The organism is Bacillus sp. S14(2024), assembly GCF_050473785.1.
Lineage (GTDB): Bacteria > Bacillota > Bacilli > Bacillales > Bacillaceae_G > Bacillus_A > Bacillus_A yunxiaonensis.
Map to the genome: position 1 here is coordinate 3,007,594 of NZ_JBFLUP010000006.1, position 26,498 is coordinate 3,034,091.

The 26,498-nt window shown below is 31.5% G+C and carries 13 protein-coding genes, 3 pseudogenes and 1 riboswitch; of the genes and pseudogenes, 6 read left to right on the forward strand and 10 right to left on the reverse strand.

Going from position 1 to position 26,498, the window contains the following annotated elements; all coding sequences use genetic code 11:
• Window positions 1-18: 18 nt before the first annotated feature.
• From AB1279_RS15395 to AB1279_RS15405, 3 genes and pseudogenes are all read right to left on the reverse strand, one after another.
• The gene (locus AB1279_RS15395; protein WP_429759713.1) at window positions 19-9,156 is read right to left on the reverse strand and encodes an amino acid adenylation domain-containing protein; all 9,138 of its coding nucleotides are present in this window, start codon (window positions 9,154-9,156) and stop codon (window positions 19-21) included.
• A gap of 2 nt (window positions 9,157-9,158) precedes the next feature.
• The gene (locus tag AB1279_RS15400; protein WP_429759715.1) at window positions 9,159-12,299 is read right to left on the reverse strand and encodes a non-ribosomal peptide synthetase; all 3,141 of its coding nucleotides are present in this window, start codon (window positions 12,297-12,299) and stop codon (window positions 9,159-9,161) included.
• Between the two features lie 491 nt (window positions 12,300-12,790).
• Window positions 12,791-13,003 (reverse strand): annotated as a pseudogene (locus AB1279_RS15405) (integrase core domain-containing protein); the annotation flags it as partial.
• Window positions 13,004-13,596: 593 nt separating this feature from the next.
• Here AB1279_RS15405 and AB1279_RS15410 point away from each other — a divergent pair.
• From AB1279_RS15410 to AB1279_RS15430, 5 genes are read left to right on the forward strand one after another with little or no spacing between them, the layout of a single operon-like run.
• Window positions 13,597-14,343 (forward strand): ABC transporter ATP-binding protein, encoded by a 747-nt coding sequence (locus AB1279_RS15410; RefSeq protein ID WP_429759717.1) that lies wholly within the window; start codon window positions 13,597-13,599, stop codon window positions 14,341-14,343.
• Complete coding sequence (locus AB1279_RS15415; protein WP_429759719.1) at window positions 14,331-15,035, forward strand: ABC transporter permease; 705 nt, start codon at window positions 14,331-14,333, stop codon at window positions 15,033-15,035. Before AB1279_RS15410 ends, AB1279_RS15415 begins: the two co-directional genes overlap by 13 nt.
• Before the next feature lie 3 nt (window positions 15,036-15,038).
• Window positions 15,039-15,245: a hypothetical protein gene (locus AB1279_RS15420; protein WP_429750587.1), complete on the forward strand. Its 207-nt coding sequence runs from the start codon at window positions 15,039-15,041 to the stop codon at window positions 15,243-15,245.
• A 27-nt stretch (window positions 15,246-15,272) separates the two neighbouring features.
• Window positions 15,273-16,994, forward strand: coding sequence for an ABC transporter ATP-binding protein (locus AB1279_RS15425; RefSeq protein ID WP_429759721.1), 1,722 nt, complete (start codon window positions 15,273-15,275; stop codon window positions 16,992-16,994).
• Between the two features lie 53 nt (window positions 16,995-17,047).
• Complete coding sequence (locus AB1279_RS15430) at window positions 17,048-17,773, forward strand: thioesterase II family protein (protein WP_429759722.1); 726 nt, start codon at window positions 17,048-17,050, stop codon at window positions 17,771-17,773.
• A 376-nt stretch (window positions 17,774-18,149) separates the two neighbouring features.
• Here the strand turns inward: AB1279_RS15430 and AB1279_RS15435 are convergent, their stop codons facing one another.
• The 7 genes and pseudogenes from AB1279_RS15435 to AB1279_RS15465 all read right to left on the reverse strand — a co-directional run.
• Window positions 18,150-18,839, reverse strand: a complete 690-nt coding sequence (locus AB1279_RS15435) for a 4'-phosphopantetheinyl transferase family protein (protein WP_429759724.1) — start codon at window positions 18,837-18,839, stop codon at window positions 18,150-18,152.
• Between the two features lie 288 nt (window positions 18,840-19,127).
• Window positions 19,128-20,363 (reverse strand): glutathionylspermidine synthase family protein, encoded by a 1,236-nt coding sequence (locus AB1279_RS15440; protein ID WP_429759726.1) that lies wholly within the window; start codon window positions 20,361-20,363, stop codon window positions 19,128-19,130.
• A 17-nt stretch (window positions 20,364-20,380) separates the two neighbouring features.
• Window positions 20,381-21,025 (reverse strand): hypothetical protein, encoded by a 645-nt coding sequence (locus AB1279_RS15445; protein WP_429759728.1) that lies wholly within the window; start codon window positions 21,023-21,025, stop codon window positions 20,381-20,383.
• A 577-nt stretch (window positions 21,026-21,602) separates the two neighbouring features.
• Entirely contained in the window at window positions 21,603-21,893 is a 291-nt protein-coding gene (locus tag AB1279_RS15450) for a GYD domain-containing protein (RefSeq protein ID WP_429759730.1), read from the reverse strand.
• A gap of 199 nt (window positions 21,894-22,092) precedes the next feature.
• On the reverse strand, window positions 22,093-23,355 hold the full coding sequence (locus AB1279_RS15455; RefSeq protein ID WP_429759732.1) for an MFS transporter: 1,263 nt from the start codon (window positions 23,353-23,355) through the stop codon (window positions 22,093-22,095).
• 387 nt (window positions 23,356-23,742) lie between these two features.
• Window positions 23,743-24,156 (reverse strand): annotated as a pseudogene (locus AB1279_RS15460) (YndJ family protein); the annotation flags it as partial.
• 4 nt (window positions 24,157-24,160) lie between these two features.
• Window positions 24,161-24,601 (reverse strand): annotated as a pseudogene (locus tag AB1279_RS15465) (hypothetical protein); the annotation flags it as partial.
• Between the two features lie 217 nt (window positions 24,602-24,818).
• Window positions 24,819-25,006: riboswitch (Lysine riboswitch) on the forward strand.
• Between the two features lie 232 nt (window positions 25,007-25,238).
• Here AB1279_RS15465 and AB1279_RS15470 point away from each other — a divergent pair.
• On the forward strand, window positions 25,239-26,468 hold the full coding sequence (locus AB1279_RS15470; RefSeq protein ID WP_429761435.1) for an aspartate kinase: 1,230 nt from the start codon (window positions 25,239-25,241) through the stop codon (window positions 26,466-26,468).
• Window positions 26,469-26,498: the final 30 nt, after the last annotated feature.

The window sequence follows — 26,498 nt, forward strand, 5'->3', positions numbered from 1 at the left end:
TTTTTCACTACCTTCAGTTTAGTTAATTTGTAAATATGGGTTAACTTTTTCCTGTAAAAGATCTTTGATATTTTTATTACAGTTCTCAAATACTGGGTAACGAACTATTAATTTATCTTCATATTTACTGAAAGTTATCTCTCTTGCTGCTTCATAATTATCAGAACTTATGTCTTCAATATATTCTTTGTAATTCATTTCATAGAGACCTAAATAATTAATTAACAAAACTCCGTCCATCAATTTAAAGTTTTCTCTAAAGATATTGAGCCAATTTAAACCAAAAACTTTTTTCATTACCTTAACTTGATTAATTTGGTCTAGTATTGAGAAATTTGACTTTTTCATTAATGGAAGCATATCAATTATAGGTCCAGTTTGATTCATAAACTTATGGTCAATACTGCTTCGTTCTTCTTGCACGAATTGCAATGGAACTACATCACTTCCATTAGTAAGTTTATTTTCAAAGACTATTACATCTAATATCCTTTCTATTAGACCCCATATTTCTTCATCAAAATTAGTTAATATCTCTTCTGGAATTTTTACAACAGCAAGTTCTGCACGAACAATTTTATTTTGATAATTTAAACGAGAATAAGTTATCAATGAATTCTCATACTCTGAAATAAATTTAGTTAGTTCTTGATCCTCATTTTCTACTAATTGATTAGAAAGTTGTGCATAATCAGCATACCTACTTCTAGAAATATTAGGTTTTATTCCATTCTCAAGTATTTCGATAAGTTCATTTTTTAAGATCAATGAACTTGCCTTGTCCCAAACACTATGATGTGATGAAATATGGATACTAAATGTAACTTCATCTTCATGAACAATAAAAATATTACTTAATACATCCCATTCATTCATATTTTTATAATGATCAATAGACTTAATTTTTTTCATTGTTTGATCATACGTTTCTAAAGAACTGTATCTCAAATCAACATATTCAATACCTTGAATTTCATCACTTGAAATTTCACCTATTAGATTTAATCCATTAGTTTTTAGCAATACACTTCTTAATGAACCATGCTCTTTGATCAAATACTTTGTAGCTTCAATGAAATCTTCAGCATGATAGGCTCCTCGAATAGTAAATTCATCTTGAATAATTGAATAAGGAAATGTTAAAAGATACTCCTGTATTGGAGATGGCGAATAAAAATCAATTTTATCCATGTCAATTAGTTTTTGTAAGCTGTCTCTATCAAATTTCTTATGCCTAATAATATTTTCGCTAATCTCATTATCAGAAAGAGTCATTTTAAATTCCGACCTTGACATATTGTCCTTAATTTTTTCATAGTCTTTCATATCTAGAATATAATTAGGAAAAACTTCCGGCTCCATATTCAAGTTTATCACCTCTAAAACTCTGTTCTTTAAATTTAAGGTAATATTTTCCACAAACAGAATACGGTATTTAACTTTATCAACCAAAACGACTTTTTCTTTACTATGAATATATGTTCCATAATTTTGTGAGATATATTCATCTAAATTGAAATTTACATTTACTTTTGTTTCTTTTGTAAGTAATAATTTTTCATTTCCAAAGAATTCACTGATTTTTCGCGCTGATTTTCTATCCATTATCTCTCTAATGTTGCAGTCATAACCTTTTTTCCTAAGCATTGAAATAACTTTAATAGCTTTTAGTGAGTCACCACCATAATCAAAGAAACTATCAGTAACGCTTATTCTTTCAGAAACCTCTAGAACTTCTTTGAATATATCAACCACTACCTGTTCGATACTATTTCTAGGTTCTTCATACTTGTTCTGTACGATCAATTTAGGAACTGGCAATGCTTTTTTATCAACCTTCCCTGACTTGGTTTTCGTGAATTCTGTTACTGTCATCATATAGTGCGGGACCATATAGTCAGGTAAATCTCTCTCTAAACTTTTACGAATGTAATCAAAATCAATTGTTTGTTCACTTAAAATATATGCACATAATTCATGATTGTTATTAATCATCTTAGGTATCACGATTGCATCTTTCACACCATTAATTAATCTGAGATTTCCTTCAATTTCACTAAGCTCAATTCGATAACCCCGAATTTTTACTTGCTCATCAATTCGACCGAGATACTCAATATTCCCATCTGAAGTCCATCTCGCTAAATCTCCGGTTCTATAAATACGTTCTTCAGGGTTATACGGATTCTCAACAAACTTTTCTTCTGTAAGTTCAGGTTGATTGACATATCCTTCACTAACACCTTCACCTGCAATACAAAGCTCTCCTTCAATCCCAACACCACATAGTTTATTCCCTTTCAAAATATATAACTTTGTGTTACCGATAGGCTTACCAATTAATACTTCTTTGATTTTTTCTTTTGAATTAAATCTATAGTAAGTTGAACAAACTGTTGTTTCTGTTGGACCGTATACGTTAAATACATCATCAATCTTTCCATTAGAAATATTTTGATATTTTCTTATCACATCTAAAGGAAGACTTTCGCCTGCTAGAAATAATTTATCGAATGAATTAAATTGTTCTATCATATTATTTTCAATTGCATAATCCATTAATGCTATAAAAAGAGACGGTACTATTGTCAATTGGCGATCTTTGAACATATTAATTAAAGATGAAGGTTCATTTCTGTACTCTTCGGGCACAATTTCTAAGGTAACACCTGATAATAAGGCCGGGAATATTTCCCAAACAGATCCGTCAAATATATAGTTAAAATACTGTAAGACAACCGTTTTATTATTAAACTCCGCATTATTTTTCTGCCATTCTACTAAATTTAGTACATTCCTATTATTAATTTTTACACCTTTAGGATTCCCAGTTGTCCCGGAAGTATAAATGATATAAGCTAAATCTTCTATATCATTTATATGTGGTAAGTTTGGGATACTTTCAACACTAATATCATCTATAGTAATCGATTTATATTTATTTAAAACTTCTGAACTCAATGTTTTTCCGGAACCTTGCAATATTACATTAACTGACGCATTATCAAGCATATAATTCACACGTTCATTTGGATGAGATGCATCAATAGGTAAATATGTTGCCCCCGATTTCAATATTCCTAATATACCAGCCACCATTGCATTACATTTTTCTGTCACAAATGCCACTACATCATTTTTACCTACCCCGGAATTTCTTAAACTATAGCCAATACAATTAGCCCAATTATTCAACTCTTTATAAGTAACGAGTTCGTTTTTAAATTTTAAAGCTACTTTATCGGGATTATTCTTCACTACATCTTCAAATAATTCTACAATTAATTTAGAATTAGCAAAATTCATCGTAGTATTATTAAAGCTATTAATCACCAGATTCTTTTCTTCTTCATCAATAAAATCAATTTCATCAATTAAAATGTCATTTTTAGTGATTGCTTCTTTGATAATTGTTACGAAATGATTAGAAATTGAAATAATATCATTTTCTGTGAACTTATCTGTTTGGTACATGAAACCAAACTTTAAAGCTTCATCTTTATAAGCTGCTACAGTTAAAGGATAATTAGTCTCTTCTCTACCGCTTAATAATTCCAATTTAAGCGATGTTTCTTGTGAACTTTCTTGAGTGTAATAATTTTCGAAAGCAATTACTGTGTGAACTAAATCATTCTCTAAATTTGTACATTGCGATTGTATTTCTGCTAACGAACAATAATCAAATTCACTACTTTTAATGGCTTGTTTTTGTAGCCTTGATAGCATACTTAAAAAGGTCTCTTTGTTTTTTGTTTCAACTCTAATTGGAATTGTATTAATAAACAACCCAACCATATCTTCGATACCAGGTATATCAATATTTCTACCTGATACAATTTTCCCATATACAACATCATTTTGATTTGTGTAATGTTGCAATAATATTCCCCATGCAGCTTCTACAAAAGTATTTAATGTTAAACTTTCAAATTGACATAATTCTTCAATTTTTTGGGTGTCTTCTATACTTAAATGCACTTCATGTACTTGAATTTCTCCATCAATTGAATTGTTTTCTATAGATCCTTTGATTATAGACTCATTGTCATAGTTCTCTAATAATTCTGTCCAATAGTTTCGCGCGGCTATTTTGTCATTTTTTTGCGTTAATCGAATATAACTCTCATAATCATATCTAGATGATAAATTCTCATGAATTGTATTTTTTTGTACCTCTGACTCCAATTGAGAATAGAACTGGATCAGATCATTCATCAAAATTGAAGTACACCAGCCATCCATTATAATATGATGGAAGCTAATTACTAATTGAGGCGATTCATTTTCTAAGTGAATGAAAGCTACACGAATTAAACTATCGTTTTCTAAATCAAAACCTCTTCGAACATCCTCTTTTAAGAAGGCTTCTCTTTCCTTTTCTTGATTTTTTGACTGTGAAAGATCTATTTCATTAAATTCAATATCTCTTCCCTTTAACATCACTTGTCTTGGCTCACTTACATTCTGATAAGCAATACTCGTTTCAAGCACGCCGTGCTTTTCTTTTAATAAATCCAAACTCATTTTCAAATGCTCGACAGAATGTAAGCCACTAACAGAATACACACTTTGAACAACATACTCACTTGACTCTTCATTTAACAATTTGTGATACAACATTCCCTCTTGCATCCCTGTCATCGGGATAATGCGATCAACCTCATATCCCTTTTCCGCGTATTTTTGAACAACATTGTTATATTCTTCAAGTGACCAATTTTCTTCCCCAAGGTCAAAAGGTGTTCGGATCGTTTCTTTTTGTTCCAAACAATGTTGAATTACTTCTAATAATTCATCTTTAATTGCTTGGATGAAAACATCCATCTCCTCCTTTACGTACTCTGAACCATTGAAGCTTAAAACTACACTTAATTTTTTATCTGAGATTGCACCATCTAAAGATAATTTGGTATGGAAAGTATCCTTTTCTGAAACATCTCTTCCATGTGAAAGACTGCTCTCTGAAAAATCTTCTCCAGATTGACTAAATTGAAACTCTCCAAGATAATTAAAAGTTAAATCAGGTTCCACTCCTTCAAGAACAGTCTCTCCCAATTCATTAAGAATGCCATAACCGATTCCATGATGAGGAATTCTCCGTAAAGTTTCTTTCGTCTTACTAATATCCATTCCAATAGAATCGCCAAGTTCCTCTAAGACAACTGGATACGTACTAGTAAACCAACCGACAGTACGATCAATGACCATAGAATCCATAATTGCTTCACGCCCATGCCCTTCCATATGAATGGCTAAAGAAGTTTGACCTGTGATCTTGTTCACCGCACGACCAACTGCCGTTAATAATAAATCATTAATTTCAGTTGAATAAGCTGTGCCGGCTTTTTGTAGTAGGTTCTCAGTCTCTTTTTTAGATAAGGACATTGTTACTTTTTGAGGCTCTAAGTATAATCCCTCTTCTTTTACAGGTAATAACAATTTTCCTATATTCACCTTAGACTCAACAGTCTTCCAATAATTCACTTCAGACTGTAATTGAGAGCTTTCGCGATAAGATTGCAGTGCCAAGCCCCACTCCTTGAAGGAGTGAGTTTTAGGAGGTAACTGAATCTCCTTTCCATTTTTAGCAGCTTCATAGGCTACTTTAAGATCCTCTATCAAGATTCTCCAAGAAACTCCATCTACCACTAAATGATGAATACTTAATAGAAGATAATCACCATCTTGTAGCTGAAAGACTCCAGCTCTTAAAAGCGGACCGTTTTCCAAATCCATACTAGCTTGAATTTTAGTAGACTGTTCATCAACCATGGCATACGCTTTTTCCAATGGGAATGCGGTGTAATCATAGCTTTCTACCGCTACAAATTCACTATCCGCTACAGATAGAATGATTTGTTTCCCATCTCTATAAGTAGCTCTTAACATATCATGATGAATGGTCAGCGATCTTAACGCTTGCTTCAAAGGTAGAAGCGCTAATCCCGTAGGGATTTGTAAGAAAACGGATTGGTTAAAATGATGCTTGTCCATTCCTTTGTGAGCCATAAACGCTTTTTGAATTGGAATCAGTGGAACTTCTCCTATAACTTCCGATTGGTCAATCTCTAGCACTTCCTCTTTCACTTGAACGCTTTGTGCGATTCTTCGAGGTGTTTTTTTGTCCATAATATCTGGAACTTTTAAGCTATATCCTTTTTCTCTTAACTTCGAAATAATTCGGATGGCCTTAATAGAGTCTCCACCTAATGAAAAGAAATTCGCATCGATTCCGATTAATCCATCAATATTTAACACATCTTGAAAAACTTGTACAATAGCTTCTTCTCTCTCATTTCTAGGTTCAATATATTCTTCTAGGTCTGTAAAACTAGGGTCTGGCAAAGCTTTACGATCTAATTTACCTGTTCGAGTTCGTGGAAATTCTTCCAACTGAACAAAGCATGCAGGTATCATATATTCTGGTAAGTTTTGACTTAGTTCTTCTTTTAAATAAGCAGGCTCTACAGAAGACTCTGTAATAATGTACCCGCAAATGATCTTCGATCCATTATTTTCTTTCACCAACACTACAGCGTCTGACACTTCAGGTAGTGCTCTTAGTTTACTTTCAATTTCACCCAATTCAATACGGAAACCTCTAATTTTTACTTGTTCATCTATTCGACCAAGATAATCAATATTTCCATCTGGCGTCCATCTCGCTAAATCACCTGTTCGATACATCTTTCGTCCAGGAAGATATGGATTTTCTACAAATTTTTCTTCTGTCAAATCCGGTCTATTTAAATACCCCCGAGTCATCCCATCACCACTAATACACAACTCTCCAGGAACCCCAATTCCGCATAGCTGATTCTCATTTAAAACATATAATTTTAAATTGGATATTGGTTTACCAATCAATACTTTCTCTACGTTATTCATGCCTGAAAAATCATAACAAATAGCAGAATCTGTTGTTTCAGTTGGTCCATAAATATTGTAGACCTGATCTAAATTCCTACCAGTACTATTCATATAGTCTTTTAGTAATTCTATTGGTAATGCTTCTGCAGCTAAATACAATTTGTCAAATTGTATTAATTTATCAATTAAATTATGTGCTTTTGCATACTCTAAAATTTCTCTAAACATTGAAGGGACACAACAAAGTTGCGAATTAACCAATAATTCCAAATACTTACCAGGGTTCTTTTTATCCTCTTCCGATAACATTAATAAAGTTCCCCCTGCTATTAAGGTAGGAAAAATTTCAGAAACAGAAGCATCAAATATATAATTATAATTTTGTATAACTCTAGTTTTATTATCAATCTCTCCATTTAAAATTTGCCAATAACTAACATTCACCACACCCTGGTTCTCTACCATTACTCCCTTAGGGGTACCAGTAGAGCCTGAAGTAAAAATGATATAAGCTAAATTATTTGGCCTTGATAAAAGAGGTAAATTAATACTAATTTCAGTTTTATCACTACATAAATCAATTGTTTCTAACTCATTAAACTCAACAAGTAATTTATTTAGCGTTCTGTTTCCTCCTTGGCCAAATAAAATTACCTTTGCCTCACTATTTTGAACCATATAGCTAACCCTATCTATAGGATGCTTCGGATCAATTGGCATATAAGCAGCTCCAGATTTTAATATCCCTAATATTCCGACAATCATTTCCACTGAGCTTTCACTTATTAAACCTACTATGTCATCCGGTTTTATACCTAAATTCCTCAATTTTGCACCAATAGCATTAGCTTGACCATTAATATCCTTATAAGAATAATTTTCCCCTTCAAAAACTACAGCTACACCATTAGGGTTTTGCATCGCTTGTTCTTCAAATAATTGTATTATTGTTTTCTCTTTAGGATAATAAGCTTCTGTTTTATTAAATTCTTCTAAAATTAATTTTTCTTCAACCCTGTTAATCATGCTTAGTTCACTAATTAACGAACCAGGATTATTCAAAACGTTCTCTAACAATGTTTCATAGTGCTCAGCCATAATCTCAATTGTTTCTTCTTTAAATAGATCTGTACAATATTCCCATCCCACTGTATACCCATCATTTTTTGATATCATAGTTAAAGATAAATCAAATTTTGCAGTAACTATTTCTGGATTCATTATTTTTGCCTCAAATTCATCGAGGTAAATCGTTTCAGAAGCACTCTCTTGAGCAAACATAATATCAAATATCGGATTTCTAGAAGAATCCCTAGTTAAATCAAGGTCTGATAATAAATTTTCAAAAGGGTAATTTTGATTTTCATAGATAGAAAAGCACTTTTCTTTTACTTGTTCTAAATAATTCAAGAAATTTTCGTTGCTCTCAACTACTGTCTTAATAGGAAGAGTATTGACGAACATTCCTAGCATATTCTGTAACTGAGCATTAATTCTTCCTGAAAATGGTGATCCAATAATAATATCTTTCTGTCTAGCATATTTGCTCAAAAGGATATTGAACACTGCTAAAAAAAAGATAAACTCAGTTGAACTATTCTCTGAACAAAACTTAGCGATTTTAGGATTTAATACCTTATTAAGATATTTGATTTTTACTTTTCCATTGTAACTTTGTTTATTTTTTCTCGGGAAATCAGTAACTAATTCAACTGTTGGAACTTCTTCCATAAATTCATTTATCCAAAATTCCTTTTGTTTTGTTAAATCAAGCTTATTTTCCCAGGCGCTAAAATCTTTATATTGAATTTTAGGTCTTTCTAATTCTTCACCTGCATATGCTTTCGATAAGTCCCTCCAAATTAGTCCAATTGATTCACCATCAGCGATTATATGATGAATATCAATCATTAAATAAGTCATTCCATCGAATTCTTCAATCAACTGAATTCTCATCAAAGGACCGCTTGTTAAATCAAACGGTCGAATAAAATCTGCATAATAGCTTTCTATATCTTCTATTTTTTTAATGCTACAGTAATCTAATGTAACTAATTGTGAGTCACTAACAATCTGAACAAACTCATTATTATGGATAGCAAAATTGGTTCTCAATAGTTCATATTTTTCGGAAAGGCCTTTAATTGCATGTTGTAACTTATCTTTTTCTATTTTCCCCTCAAAGCTCATCATTACAGGCATATTATATGAAGTTCCGACATCTTGCGATTGATCAATTGCAAATAATCTTTTTTGAGCAGAGCTCATCCTATATTTTTTTACCATTTCTATAGCTCCTCCGCTTCACCAATTAACATATTTTCCATTTCATATGAAGTATCAACATTTCCTTTTAATACATCTTCAATTTTTTCACTAATTTTTCTAATAGTTTTCAGTTCTAAAACATCTTTTATGTTGAATTTAATATTGAAACTTGTTTCTATTGAATTTACTACTTGAATAGCTTTTAATGAATTTCCTCCCAAATTAAAGAAATTATCATCTAATCTGATTCGTTCTACACGTAAAACATTTGTATAAATTTCTTTAACTAATATTTGAGTCAAATCATATTTTTCTTCCACTGCATCATCTCGAACTGTTGATAAATTACCCAGCATTGATAAAGCTTTTTTATCAATTTTCCCACTCCCTGTTAGCGGATAGTTATCTACTACTAAATAGAAACTAGGAATCATATAGTCTGGTAAACTTTCTGATAAAACATCGTTTATCTGATCTATTAATATTTCTTCCTTTAGCAATAAATAAGCTGCCAAATATTCATTACCAGTATCATTGTTAATCATAACAATAGCATCTAAAATATGTTCTATTTTCCTTAATTTTTGTTCTATTTCACCTAATTCAATTCTAAAACCCCTAAATTTTACTTGATCATCAATTCTTCCAAGGTATTCAATATCTCCATTCTCATTCCATCTTCCCAAATCACCAGTTTTATATAAAATTTCTTTAGAATCAAACGGATTTAGAATAAATTTTTCATTTGTCATAGTACCTAGATTCAAGTATCCACGAGCAATCCCGATACCAGATAAACAGATTTCACCTACTAAACCGACTCCGCACCTTTGATTATTTTGAATTATTAAAACTTTCGTTCCAGTAACCGGTTTTCCAATTGGGATACTATTTTCATTTTTAAGTGAGCCAAGATTATAACCCGTTGCACATACTGTATTTTCTGTCGGCCCATATAAATTATAGATATCTTTTATTTTTTCTTTACTTAAACTTTTTATTTTTCCCACCAAATCTAGCGATAACACTTCGCCTGCTAAATAGAGTTTCTTAAACTTAAATAGTTCTTCTACCATATTATTATCAACTGCAAAATCAATCATTGTCCTAAACATAGAGGGGATAACTTGAAAATGTTTATTAACTAAAACTTTAATAAGCTCTCTTGGTTCTAATCGTATTGATTCAGAAATTACCTCTAATGTACATCCATTTAGTAAAGCTGAAAATATTTCTGAAACAGAGCCATCAAATATATAATTAAAATATTGTAAAACAACGTCTTCAGGATTATATCCGCCAATTTCAGCTTGTGCCTTAGCTAAGTTAACAACTCCCTTATGTTCAATCATTACTCCTTTAGGATTTCCAGTCGTTCCGGAAGTATAAATTACATAAGCAAGATTATTTTGATTACATTTTATCTTTTGATTCTCTTCTACTCCTTCGTCTCTTAAATTTTTTAAATTAATTATTTCTTGTATCATTTCAAGTTCTTCCACTTTTACATTTGATGAATGAATAGGTCCTAGAATTAGAGTCTTAACAGAACTATCCTTTAACATATAATTTACTCTTTTTGTTGCATGGGTTGGATCAATAGGCAGATAAGCTGCTCCCGCTTTTAGAATCCCTAGCATCCCAATAATCATTTCAATTGATTTATCTGTAACCAATCCAATTATTTCCTCTTTTTTCGTTCCAATATCATGCAATTTATTACGAACAATACTTGATTTCATGTCTAGTTCTTGATAAGTAATCTCTTCTTCACAATATTTCACTGCTACTTTATTTGGATACTTCTCAACAATTTTTGAAAATACATCGATTATTGTTTCTTTACTGTCTAAAGAATTTTTTGGATTATTAAAGACTTTCTCTAATAACTCCAATTCTTTTGTATTCGTTACATTAATGTCGTTTAATTTTTTAGAAGGATATAGAATTAATTCTTTAATAATTTGAATGTATTGTTCTGAATACCTCGAAATAGTAGAATTTTTAAATAATTCAACGCAGTATTCCCACGATAATTTATATTCTTCGGTTAAATCTTCTATAGATAAGGTTAAATCAAATTTTGAAACTGTATTTTTAATATCGAGCATTTCTAATTTTAAATCACCCAAAATATATTCAGGCATTTCATTATTTTGCAGCACAAGCATAGTATCGAAAATTGGGTTTCTTGAACTATCAGACTCAAATGGAATTTTTTCATATAATTTTTCAAATGGATATTCTTGATGTTCAAAACTCTCTAAGCAATTCTTATGAACTTGTTTTAAAAAATCAATAAGAGATACGCCCTCTTCAATCTCCATTTTTAAAGCCAATGTATTTACAAACATACCAATCATATTTTGAGTTTCAGGATGATTTCTTCCTGCTGTTGGAGTACCAACTACTATTTCCTTTTGTAAAGAATTTTTGTTCAAGAGAATATAGTAAGCACCTAAAAAGAAAGAATACTCACTAATTTTGTTTTCTTTGCAAAATCTCTTTATCGAAGAATAGATTTTAGTATCTAAAATGGTTTTTAACTCTTTCCCTTTATATGATTTATTCTGTCCCCTAGTATAATCTGTATATAAATTTAATACCGGTGCTCCATCTGAAAATTTATCAGTCCAAAACTTTTCATGCCTTAATTCATTTTGACTGTTTTTCCACAGCGTATAATTTCGGTACTGTATTGTTTGTTTTTTTAATGTTTCACCTTTATATAGTTGTGATAATTCATTGAAGAAAGGTCTCATTGAACCACCATCAAAAATAATATGATGAAAATCCAATAGTAGGTAGTCACATTCATTCATATGAAGTACTTTGACTCTAAACAATTTACTGCTAGATAAATTAAAAGGTCTAATAAATGATTCAATTTCAAAATCTAATTTGGAACAAATAGAACTTTCTTCAATAGAAATTTCATAGGGATTATCAATAACTTGATAGTACTGACCATTTTCAAATTCAAATGATGTTCTCAAAATTTCGTGTCTTTGAATTAAATCATTTAACGACCTTTTCAATTTAATGATATCTATTTTCCCATCAGATTTTAAAATCATCGGCACATTGTAAGTAATATTTTCATTTTGTGATTGATCGATAACAAATAACCTTTTTTGTACTTCTGACATTAAAGTTTTCATTCTTTTCCCCTCTTCAAAAATAATTAAATTTAAAACCAAATAATGATTTTTGTATAATAAATTCCCTATTCTACCTATATATGTAAGTATGCATATTTTTTTATGTTTTCAATATTTTTGTCCCTTAAATGTATGTTTTTGTCCTTTAAAATTTACATATTCTAATGTTATTGACTGAGCTTTTAACCGCATGGTATAAATACATACAACATGACATACAACATGCATCTAAACTAAGGAGGAAAGCAAATGGCAGTAATAAAACCCCTCAAACATACTTACAAATTGATTCTTGAAGTTGCATCTAATCTTTTTTTAGAAAAAGGATTTAAAAATGTTACTAGTGATAATAAATGAAGACCTAGAACTTTATTTAACAATCAATAACTGGCTTTTCAATTCCGAATTTTCAGTTCTTTAATTCACTGTAACTGATGCCTACTTTTCCGATGGATCTACGTCAATATCCTGGATGCTAAAAAGTTAAGTCTTTAGGCAATCTTACGTGCTGCCGCTTCCATCGTTTGAGGTGTATGATAGCCAATGCCACTGTAAATTCGTCTTCTGTTGTACCAACCTTCAATATATTAAAGGAGTGCTGGTTTTGCCTCATCAAATGTCACATACCTTGTTTGGTACACTTCTTCTTTCTTTAAAGAGGCGTGAAAAGATTCGATGCAAGCATTGTCATAAGGGCTGCCTTTTCAACATCAATGAACTCAATTCATTGCGTATCGCTTATTTTCTGGCACATATGGTCATAGCCTTTTTTTTAATCTCATTCTCCTCTTTGAGACGAAACATCTCTTTTTGCATTTGTTTTACATCATTTGATGTTAGTTCCTTTTCGTCTACTATACAATGGGAGAATATTTGTGATCCATTTATAGACGGTCACCTCTGATACGACATATTCAATACTTATTTACTGTTCTTCCAGGACAATAGAATTCGACGATCATTGTTTGAAATTTGTTGTACTATGGACACTCCTTTGTAAGTACATTTTGCTGAATTAACTTAGTTGTGTCTATATGACGATACTAACTCGAGATGATAAAAAATAGTTAAAAGAAGAATTCAATTTCTCTGAAGAACAACTAGAATATATTGATAAATTCTCACAATCATTTGCTTTACTAATAGATCTCTGGTATAACTTATCAATTTATAAAATGAATCATACTAAATTTTATACTAGATTTATTTTTTTATAACATATCAGACACTCTTGGATTTCATATTATTAATATTACTTGTTCGTTATCACAAATTATATTAATTAAAGGAGATTAAAATGAAAAAACAAAATAATGCTCCACTAAAAATATCGAATGTTATTAAAACGTTCAATGGTCATGATGTAATTAAAAAAATTAATTTAACTATTGAAGAAGGCAGTATATATGGGTTGTTAGGACCTAACGGTGCAGGAAAAACTACCTTATTTAAACTCATTACAGGGCTGCAACAAGTAACTAACGGAAAAATTGAGGTATTTAACAGAAATATTGCAACGCAAAAAAAGGAAATATTAAAAAACATTGGTAGTATTATCGAAGTTCCTATTTTTATTGAACATCTTTCAGCTACTGAAAATCTTGAAATTCATCTTAAATATATGAATTGCTCTAACGGTGATATTGCTAAAACACTTGAAGATGTAGGTCTTGAACCTACAAACAATCAACCGGTCTCTAATTATTCTCTTGGAATGCGACAAAGATTAGCAATTGCTAGAGCAATTGTTCATAATCCAAAACTACTCATTTTAGATGAACCTATTAATGGGCTTGATCCAATGGGAATTCGAGAAATGAGACAACTTTTCTTGGACCTAGTTCAACATAAAAATATGACTCTCATTATTTCAAGCCATATTTTAAGTGAGATTGAACATATTGCTGACAAAATAGGAATTATTGTAAAAGGCGAATTAAAAACAGAAGTAACTATGAATGATGTAAGAGATGAGCACCCTGAAGGATTAGAGGAACTTTTCTTAAATATCGTAACAGGAGGAGCATTAAAATGCGCGAACTAATTAAGCTTGAACTGAAAAAAGTAGACTTAAAAACATATTTAATTGCTACTGTTGCTATAACTGCTGTTTTGCTTGGGCTAATTACCCTGTTGGGCTATGTTTCCCATAATGAAGGTGATGTTGAAATGCAAAATTTCACCTTTTACAAATCCTTAATTCCGCTTGGTCAATCAATGATTCTAGTTGCTTTTGGTGTACTAAGTTCAGTTATGTATTCCAAAATAATTGTTGAAGCTTACAATGCAAAACAAGCCACACTACTCTTTATGTATCCAATAAGCAGAAGAAAAATGATGATTGCTAAATTAGTAAGTGTTTATATTTTTGTATTCTGCGCTTACCTATTAAGCTCATTATTTATCTTTCCTTGTCTTATTCTTATAAATTCTATACTTCATTTTATGTCCGATTCATTCGTATTATCCTATCTTTTAAATAGTTTGATTCAATTTTCGTTGTTAGCAAGTAGTATTGGTGTCATTTCAGTAGGTATTGGTTTTATTAAAAAAAGTGTGCCAACAACAATTCTTTCTTCTGTGATCTTAGGTTCAATATTTTGCAACATTGTATTTAATCTAACTAGTAGTGCCAATGTAGCAAATTTATTTAATCTCTTTTTGATTCTAATATTAATTGGAGCTGTAGTATCAACTTTCTTCCTAACTAATAATGTAAAAAAAATGGAGGTATAGGGTATGGAAAACTTTATTGATAAGAAATTAGATGACTTTTTTGGAGGAGGTAATTCTACACTATTAGGTGCAAATATTATGTTTAGTATTATTTTAATCATTATTGGAATGGTATTAATTAAAAGTAGAAAAAAGGCTACATTTGGTTCTACCCTTATTGTCATTGGACTTGCCATAGGCGTATTTAATCTAATAAGGATTGTACTTTAAAAGTACGATCCTTCGAAAGGTGAAAAAATGAAAAAATACATTTTAAAGAAACCTATTATCTCTCTATTGACTATTCTGTTAACTATTATTAGTTCTTTGGCTACTGTATATGTCGCTTTACTCTTACAAGAAGTTATTGATCTAGCTACAAAAAAAGATTTTAATCAATTTGGAACGACAATCATTGTGGCGCTAATCTATTTCATTTTGCTTGGAGTATTAAAATACCTTAGTACACTATTTGGAAAGAAAATGATTCAAATTATTACACAGTCTATGAGAACAGACATTTTTTTAGGCATCATGAACAAAAATACAAACGAGTTTGCCAAAGTTAATTCTGCTGATTATATCTCTTTATTAAGTAATGATATTAAAATAGTTGAAGAGAATTATCTGCTTCCTATGTTAGAAATTTTATCTAATATAGCTGTCTTTGTAGGTACTTTAGTGCTCATCCTAAAATTCAGTCCTATTGTCGCTGCATATTTATTTGTTGCTCTGTTTGTTATGTTTATAGTTCCAAGTCTGATTGGAAAAAATATGCAAACTAAACAAAACGAATTAGCTGCACAATATGCTTTATTTACAAAATCAATAAAGGATTATTTTTCAGGGTTTGAAGTAATTAAGTCCTATAATATGAATAAATTCATTAAAAATAAATTTTTGGATGAAAATAAAGAGTTAGCGCAAGTAAAATATAATGCTGATAAACTTCTAACATTAAATGCAACAGTATCAGACGTTCTTGCTACTGTTTCTATGCTATCAGTAATATTCATTGGTGCTTATTTAGTATTAATCGATAATATTACTGTTGGAACATTAGTTGCGCTTATTCAATTAAGCAGCTTTTTTGTAAACCCAATTATGATTATTATGCAAAGTGTACCTAAAATAAAAAGTACTAAGCCTATTTTAGAAAGAATTGAAAGTAATGCTTGTATTCAAAATGACAATATCTCAGGAGCTCCTGCAACATATGAAAATGAAATCATTTTTAATAATGTATCCTTTTCATATGACAGTGATAGTGAGAAAAATATTTTGAACAATATATCTTTACGTTTTGAGAAGGGAAAAAAATACGCAATTGTTGGCCCAAGTGGATGTGGGAAAACTACTTTAATAAAACTCTTAACGGGAAATTATCAAAATTATTCTGGTGACATTTTTTATGATGAAACTAGTTTAAAAGATTTAAACAAAACAAGTTTAAATAATCTATTATCAGTTTTACATCAAAACGTTTATCTTTTTGATTCTTCTTTTCATTTTAACATTTGTCTTCACAATAATTACAATATGGAAAAATTTAGAGAAGCTATTCTATTCAGTGGTTTAGATGGACTTATTGAAGAAAAAAACTCAGATGTTCACTTTTTGGTTGGAGAAAATGGCGCCAATTTGTCAGGTGGTCAAAAACAACGTACTGCATTTGCAAGATCCATTATAAAAAATCCTCAACTATTAATCTTAGATGAAGGTACATCTTCATTAGATATTAAGACATCTAGAGAGTTAGAATCAAAACTCTTAGCACTTAAGGATACTACTGTAATTTCAATCACACACAAAATTGATGAAAGTATCCTAAATCAATATGATGAGATTATTTATATTGAAAAAGGTTCCATCATTGAACATGGTTCATTCAGTGATTTAACAATTAAACAAGGTTCTTTCTACAACTTCTATAATAACCAATTAGATACTATTCCTGAAAAAGTTTTAGTAACTAATTAGTCAGAAAATTGGGTATAAAACAACAAAAATAACATAATTGAAAGGATATAATTATGAAGTTATTTTGTTTACCTTATGCAGGTGGAAGTTCATCCATTTTTTATCATTGGAAAAAAAATCTATATCCTAAACTCGAACTCACCCCTATTGAACTTCCTGGTAGGGGAAAAAGAAGTAATGAACCACTAATTGAAAATTACGATTTACTTATTAATGACTTATTAGATTTTATTGATGCGAATACTAAGTATGGTGAAGAAATCCAATTGTTTGGACATAGTATGGGCGGACTGTTAGCCTATTCAATAGCAAAATACGTTGAAAAAAATACGTTTTCTAAATACAAAATTAAGCATCTATACTTGTCGGGTACTAGGCCGCCAAACGTTATTTTGGAGGATTCTTATTCTATCTCTTCACTTCCAAATAAGGAATTTATTTCGAAACTTACTGAATTAGGTGGAATGGATGAAGAAATCCTGAATTGCCAAGAATTAATTGACTACTTATTACCTTCAATTAGAGCTGATTTTCTTGTTTTAGAAACTTTTAACGATATTAATAATGATTACAAATTGAAGTGCCCTACTACTTTGATAAATGGAATCAATGACAGCTCAGTTATATTTCATGAAAAAAAATGGGGGAATTATTTAGAAAATATTGAGAATATCACACACTTTGAAGGAGGACATTTTTTTATTAATGAATATCCTGAATTGATATGTAAACTTATATTAAATAATCCAATTCATACTTATCAAAAAACATCATATTGAAATATGATGTTTTTTGATGTTTCGTACAACAGAAATTCATTTCTCGTATAAAATAATCAGGTTGATAGCATCACTCTTTTTAGAATTACATCTCTCTTCATACACTATTTACTTTCTTCACTATAGAAATATATAAAAGCAAACAGCTAATTCTCAAAATAGAATTAGCTGCCCTCAAACTATATAAAATGTTTTCTATATCAGTTTAAAGAATTATAACTTCATTTTTGATTGATAAAGTGAAACTTCCATCAGTGGAGAGCTTTTTCATCTCATACTGATGAAAAACTCTCACCAATCGGGCGATGCTAGCAGTAAGCCCCCCACCTTTATTCCTCGCTTCTCTCTGAATCTTAAGGTGAGGTCTTATTGCTCGTTAATGGGGGATAAAATAAGTAATAATATCATCCAAAGCTATTTCACTAACTGTTTCTATTTCTGCTGCTAAATAACATACTGCAGCTTTATAATCATCGCTGATAGAAAGCAATGCGAATTTTTCTTTTTTTTCTTCATTTGATTGAATCACTTTTATATTTTTATCTACTATTTCAAAGCAAAATGAATTAAGAGGAATTGTTAATCCTTTTCCAATATATTTTATATAACTTTCTTTCAAACACCAGTATGAATAAAAATACTCATATTTTTTTGACTCAGGTGCGGAAGCAATTTCATCATATTCACTATCGCAGAAAAAATTGCGTGCTATAGTTATATCTATATCCTGAATTTTCTCTATATCTATTCCGATATTTTGATTACTAATAGCACATATGAGATAAGATCCAGAATGAGACAAGTTAAAATATATGCCATAATCGCAATCAATATATGGTTTTCCAAATTCATTTTTTTTAAAAGAAATATCATAATTTTCAACATCTGAATTCTTACAAATTGTATATCTAACTAGTAACTCCCCTAAAATTGAGCGTATTTTATCTTCCTCAAATTTAAACTTTTTTATATGATTAACTTTCTCAGATGAAATAAATTGTTTCAAAGCTAATAGCTTATTAATAGTCACATTCTCATTAATTTTTACGTAATTTATTATCAACATAATTTGCACTCCCCTTTAAATAAAGTGAAACTTCCATCAGTGGATAATTTTCCCACCTTCCACTGATGGTTAGTTGAATCAATCGGGCACATGCCAGCAGTTATCCCCCACCTATCCTCCTCGCTTCTCTCTGCATCTTGAGATGGGGGTCGTACTGCCCGCGAATAGAAGGATAAATACGGATGATTTATCAGAAGACAGGAGGCGTTACTTAGTTACAGTAACGCCTCCTGTCTTTTCTTAATTATGTATTACACATTTTCTTTGCAAAGGGTATACATAACATGATTAATCAGTCGTTACACCAATAAACATGGAAAGATTACCTGTGATTTTTTCCCCTACTCGTAAAAATACACCTGCTGCTTCTCCGCCAATTAAGTGAGAACCAATTAACAATTTCCCTGTATAATCTCCGTCCCAAGTATCAATTGTGCAATCTGGCATTTCTATATATTTTTGATAAACTTTATTTTGGTTATAGTAATATTCCGTTATATCTTCTTCAATAATTGTTCCATCATTAATAATAGAAACACCGCCGCCTTCACGTCCAAAATATGCTTTAGATACATAATCCCCATTTTTGAGAGGTTCGTTCGAAAAATATGTAGGTAAAAAATATTTTTCAATTACTTGCTGTTCTTTTGTTGTAAACCATTCATTCTTTTCATACAATTCCCAAATCAATGCAAGTATCGCTTTATTTTGCATCAAAAATGCAGATGGTGGATTAATAATTTTAACCCTTCCTTGTGCAATGTGATCTAAAAATTGTAATCCTATTTTCTTTCCACCTTCATCCGTATCATCTACCAAATATTCTAATGGATATAATCGATACAAATAGTTAATTTTAGTACCGTCTGGTGTATATAACCCCTCTTTCGCCACAATAATACTTTGAATTCCAACGAAGTCACTCTGCACAGGACAATGCTTACGTATAAATTGTACCGTTTGATAATCTTCTTCATGCCAATCGTAGCTGGTAAAATGAACTTTTTCATAGGACTGAATATTGTAATCCTCAACGATTTGTTCCCACGTTTGTTTCAGTTTTACCTCAATTGTGTTCGGATGTGATACTCCATGATAATCACATAGTACTTTATTTGCAACAGATGGTTCTAAATAACCTGTAGGAGTATCCGAATTTATTTCAATTAGTTTAATATCATAATCATTAACAATAAAATCGAAACGAGTAAAATATGAAAATATATTTTTATGTTCCATTCTAGCCACTTCCCATGTTTCAATTGGGAACTTTAGCTTTAAAAAACCTTCTCTATACTCACGTAAATATTCGTATGTCCTTTGGAAAATATCCCTTACATGAACTGTAGCAATTTGGATAGCTTCAAATTGCTTAGCTGGCATTCGGTATATACCCGTAGACATGTATTGGCACCATTCATCATTTTCTCGTAAACTCGGCCATGTAAATCCACCTTCAGCTGCTTTTTCAGAAAGCGAAAACCACTTTTTCATATATTGTTTTTCTTCATATTCAGACAACATCTGTTTTCCTCCTTAACTTAAGAACCAGCTGGTGCTTTCGAATTCCCTATACCACTCGAACCATTCGGTGTAGTCGCCCCAGGTGTTGATGATTGCCCCCCTTTAGTAGTTGTCTCTGTACCGTTTGAAGATGATTGTGTAGATTTATTCAAATCTACTTTATTTCCATTAGAAGAGGTTCCCACTCCTCCTCCTCCTGAAGAGGTACCCTTATCTTTTCGTTCCTTGTCATAGTTTAGAGCTGGATTCCAAGGGCTTTGATTCTTCATGAGAGGAGTAAAATTATTCCCTCCCTGTCTATCTAGCATTTTCCCATTCATGAATCCATTACCACGATTCCCCATGTTCGCGAGCATGTAACCTGCTGCAAATGGTAAAATAATACCTCCCCAACTCATACCATTGTCTGTATATGTTTGATTATTATAATTAGAAGAAGTTTTATTTACAGGTCCTTCTTGCGGAAGGTTCTCAAAGCATTCCTTATCTTGATTTTCAGATTCAGATGGACATTGCTTGCTATCTTTGACATCTTGATTTTGATTAGTATCTGTAACTGAAACATCTTGTTCTTCATCATCACTAGCACATCCTGCTAACAAAAAAGTCGAAATCCCTAAGCTGGCAGCGATTTTTACAAACTTTTTATGTTCCATCTTCATAAAAAGCTATTCCTCCTTTATGATGTATACAATTTTTCTATATAATGTAATTATATCGTAAAAATGAAATTTACTCTTTTTTATTTTGAATATTACTATCATATATTTATAGTTATTTGACTCGAAAGTTGTTTCCAATGTTATCCTATAATTGCGCTTTCTTACACTCAATACTTATACGATTATTGATTGCTTATATAACGAATTTCTATAGAAATAAGATCGTTTTTATTTAACTAACCATTTAAAATGGCATCTTCCTTTAAAAAGCTCTATTATCATGTAATAATGATTGTTATCCAATTAAGTATATACTCAAATACCCTGCAATAATAACAATGATTAACAATAATACATATGAATAGAGACAGATACCTTTCATCTGTATTCAATGCCCTTGCCGCTGCTGACATCATGCTAGAACTCCTCCTACAAAAACAAATACAACTAGAAAAAGAGACATTTCATTCACATGAAAAAAATGAAAAAAGCTAGCCTTCGATATCAAGGATAGCTAGAATAAATTTGTAAAAAGTTATGAAATCAATCCTGAATAGAAAACACCATATCTTATGAATTAGATTTCAATTACTAGTTGCTGAAATTCGTCCATATCCAATAGTGGAAAAATCTTTGTTTCTACCATTCCTGGTAATTTCCCTGCTAAATCAATTTTCTTTACTGCTACTGTATCAGGTGCTTCAAAGGTGATAACCATATCATATTCACCTACGATGGAATAAGCCGTTAAAATACGTCCACCGAATCGTTCATAATTCTTATGTAAGTTAGAAAAACGTTCACTAATATTTTTTATATTTACATTTCCTTCACGAGTAAACTTTGCAAGAAGTATATATTTTTGCATAAGAACCTCCTTGAACCTTCCCATAGTGGAAGTCCTACTGCTCACAAATATCGGGATAAAAATAAAAACAGTTAATACTATATATTCATTACCTGATAAAAATATTAAATTATCATTCTTCAATTGAATTCATTTAACTTATGAAAATAACCTTTTTACACACTTCCAATCGAAGGCACTACATGATACATATATTGAATCAATCAAATTGACGAATACTCGAAACAGATAAAGCGGCCAGAACCACTACAATAGCCGCAATCGCTAAAATGATGATAGTCAAAATACCACCAATTATATTGGCCAACCATCCAACTATCAAATACCCTAATGGCAACAGTGCAAAGGATCCAAGCATATCGAGACTAACAACTCTACCAAACGCTTCTTCCGGCACAAGTTCTTGCAAACTCGTTTCCCAAATTAAACCGAAAATCATAATGCCAAATCCTTCAATAGCCATTAATCCAATTAATGCTGGTGCCCATGAGACAAAAGGCATTATTAAGAGCGCCAATCCACTAATTAAAACACCACCATAAGCCAATAACCCGCGTTTATACCATCTCTGCCTCCCGCCAAAAATGAGGGCAGCAACTACAGCACCTCCACCAGAAAATGCCATTCCAAGACCGTAGACAAAAGGTTCGAAGTGATGATGAATATTAAATAGCCAAGGAATTAAGACGACTACAATACCCGCGTGACAAATATTAATAAACGAGAATGCTAAAATTGTAATCCATAGCCACGGATGACTTTTTAATACTACAATTCCTTCTGTGAAATCTTTTTTTAGATTCACTTTATTATCTGCTGATTCCTGCACTTTTTTTGCTGTCAAATCTCTCAAAAATAGTAAGCATGCAAAAGAGAGCAAGTATGTCAATGCATCTAAGCCAAAACCTATACCTGCTGATGCAATAGAAACAATGATACCTCCAAGCGCTGGACCAATTAAACGCACACCTTGGCTACTCATCTGCGTTAATGCATTAGCTGCATTCCGAATTTCCGGCACAAACACCCTTGCTCGAATTGCTGAATAGGCTGGTTGAAATAACCCCTCCATAAGACCATACATCGCTACTAATACATATAAAATATGGATTGTTAAAGTGTCAGTAAACATGAGAGTTGCTAACGTTGTCATTACTATCCCCCGAACAATATCAGTAAGTAACATCAATTTAACACGGTTAAAACGATCTACAATTAATCCTGAAAATGGTAAAATAAGTACATTTGGAAGCATATACATCGCCATTGTTATCCCCATAACAACTGTCGAGCCTGTTAACTTATATACAACCACTGGAAGAATGACCATTGTGATTGAACTTCCAAGAACTGAAAAGAGTTGTCCAATCCATAAAAAAGTAAAATGACGTGACTTTGTAATAGGTAATAATAAATTACTTATATAACTTGAACTTCTTTGTTTTTGTATCTCTCCTTGCATATGTCCCCTCCTTACCTAAAATAAAACAATACTGCATTTCATTATAACATTTAAATGTAATTATTTTCTAAAAATTCAAATTCCATTGACACTTGTATATTGGATTATTAGCAATAAAAAACATTTGCTTTTTTCAAGCAATCCCCTTTTAATACCCTCGATTGATTTTCATTTTTCTTTCCATATACTTTCTCTACTTGATTTACCTCTACTACAGCACTTCACATTCCTTTACCCCCTATCTCTTAGCATCTGTTAGTATCTTCTCGGAAAGTTTTTAAGTTTCTTGTAGACAATTTCTTAGTGATTCTTAAGGTTCACTAAATTTCTAATAAAAACATTTACATATAAAAAACGAGCTTGGTATCATACCAAACTCATTTTTTATTATGAAATATTCTCTTTTCTTTTAATTTCATAATAAATCTCTAGAAACTTCACACCAAACATCCACATTTGATGATGTGCTGTTAACGTGATTTTATCCTTCTCACTTATCACAAACGTTTCAGCTAACGGTAAGCGAATTGTAAAGAAGCGGCTATGTAAATAAATCCCCTCATCCCCTTTTGTACTGTTCCGTAACCGACTCGTAATGATAAGATTTTTCTTATCATTACGCAGCTTTAACATTCCAGTCATATTCGCATATGGTAATGGCAACGCAATATTCATGTATGTTTCCCCATTATGTTCATGCTGAGAGTAAAGCGCTACAAAGATTGTTTCATTCTGTTCATTTTTCCTAATCCATGCTCTGACATCATTTCTACCGTCTTTTTCATCTTTTATGGAAACAATCTCTCCATACAGTTGCCCAACCTAATAACGGACGAAATATGTATGAATCTATTAACCTTCCTATATTTCCAAACCTTGTTTCATAATCATACTGCGTTTCAAAGCGCATTTTGTTCACATTCGGTGTATACTTCCAATAGCCTCTTCCTACTGTAATCAACGAAAGTTTACTATCTGTCCAAAATTTTAGTGAAGAGATGCGTTCCCCACCTTCTTTTTGTAGTTCTCCTATTGATTCTCCTTCTCCAGCAATTTTAAGTCCAAAACCAATTTTTGTTTTATATAAAAAACGCTGCGGTTCGCCTTCTTTCCTATCTAAATACGATATTTCTGTAAACCTTGCATCCCATTCTGTATGTATCTTTGGATCTTGTGTATATTTCCAAAGTTCATTCATTGTTGTTTCTATTTCAGTTTGCACATAAATAGGTTTTTGCTTCCCCATTCACACCGCCCCATCCTTATAATCTATATAACGAATTTATTTGCAAAATATTGTTATAAATTCTTCTTTTAAACATATTTTATATCATTTTCATTTTACTTTATAATAAATTTAATTTTCTGAATTATTTTATCCTACTTGATTTCTTCCAACATTTTGATTATTATGGAACAAATGTTACCAACAACTTCATACAACCATTCACTCTCGCCGAACGACGTGAGATAGAGGTTGCAACTTTTATGAGTATTCTAAAGGAGACACAGAGATTGTCAGTGAGTTTAGAAGAAAGGAAAAGTTGCCGAAATTTATATGTTTCTCTGAACACATAAATTGGGGCTGTTTTCGAATAGAAACAGAACTGTCATATATACAGCGGTGTATATATGAAGAGCTATCTACAAAAAAGAGGGATCATGTTTCTTTATGATCGTCTTCTTTTTTGGCGGTTTTTTATTAGCTCCGTTTTCTGTTTCCTTTTTCCTGTAACAGCACCATCCTCACCTATTTGAGATGGTGTTTTTTATTTGCTTTCGGTAACTTACAGGAATGAAAGGGATCTATATTTCCCATCTTATGTTTAACAACATTTTTCCTACTCTATTAACCAATATCAAATTGAAAGTGGGCTCTCATGATGGAATTTATTGTTCAAAAATTTGGTGGTACATCTGTTGGAAGTATTGAACGTATTCAGCATGTTGCGAATTTAGTCATTGAAGAATATGAAAGAGGACACGGAATTGTAGCGGTCGTTTCTGCGATGGGACATAATACAGATGAATTAGTATCTTTAGCTGCTGGTATTACTGATCAACCTAGTAAACGAGAAATGGACATGCTACTTACAACAGGTGAACAAATTTCAATTTCTTTATTAACAATGGCTCTGCAAGCGAAAGGTTATGCTGCAATTTCACTAACAGGCTGGCAAGCAGGTATTACAACAGAATCTGTACACGGCAGCGCAAGAATTACTGATATTAATACGGAGCGTATTCAATCTTATTTACAAAAAGGAACCATTGTCGTTGTAGCCGGTTTCCAAGGATTAAGTGCAGAGCAAGAAATTACAACGCTTGGCCGAGGCGGTTCTGATACAACTGCAGTCGCATTAGCTGCAGCATTAAAAGCAAAAAAATGTGATATTTACACGGATGTAACAGGTGTTTATACAACTGATCCACGAGTTGTAAAAGATGCTTACAAATTAGATGAAATTTCCTATGATGAAATGCTAGAACTTGCCAACCTTGGTGCTGGTGTACTTCATCCAAGAGCGGTAGAGTTTGCGAAAAATCATAATGTTATATTAGAAGTTCGCTCAAGTATGAAACAAGAAAACGGAACAATCGTAAGGGGAGAATGTAACATGGAGCAACAATCAATCGTAAAAGGCATTGCATTTGAAGACAATATTATGCGCGTAACTATTAAAGGATTACAACAAGGAAAACTTTCTACAATCTTCTCTACATTAGCGAGTGCTCATATTAATGTAGATATTATCATTCAAAGTATTACAAATGAAGGAACTGTACATTTATCCTTCTCTATTCATTCGAATGACTTAAAAGAAACACTAGCGGTACTGGAAGAAAATCGTGAGGCTATGCACTATGAATCTGTAGAATATGAAAATCATTTGGCGAAAGTATCAATTGTTGGATCAGGTATGGTATCCAATCCAGGTGTAGCTGCTCAAATGTTCTCAACATTACAAGAAGAGAATATTCATATTAAAATGGTAAGTACATCTGAAATTAAAGTCTCTGTAGTTATTGATCGTCTTAACTTAGTAAAAGGTGTGGAAGCACTTCATGAATCATTTATGGCAAAAATTGAGCCTCTCGTATCAGTAAATTAAATGAAACAAGGGATGCACATGCACCCCTTG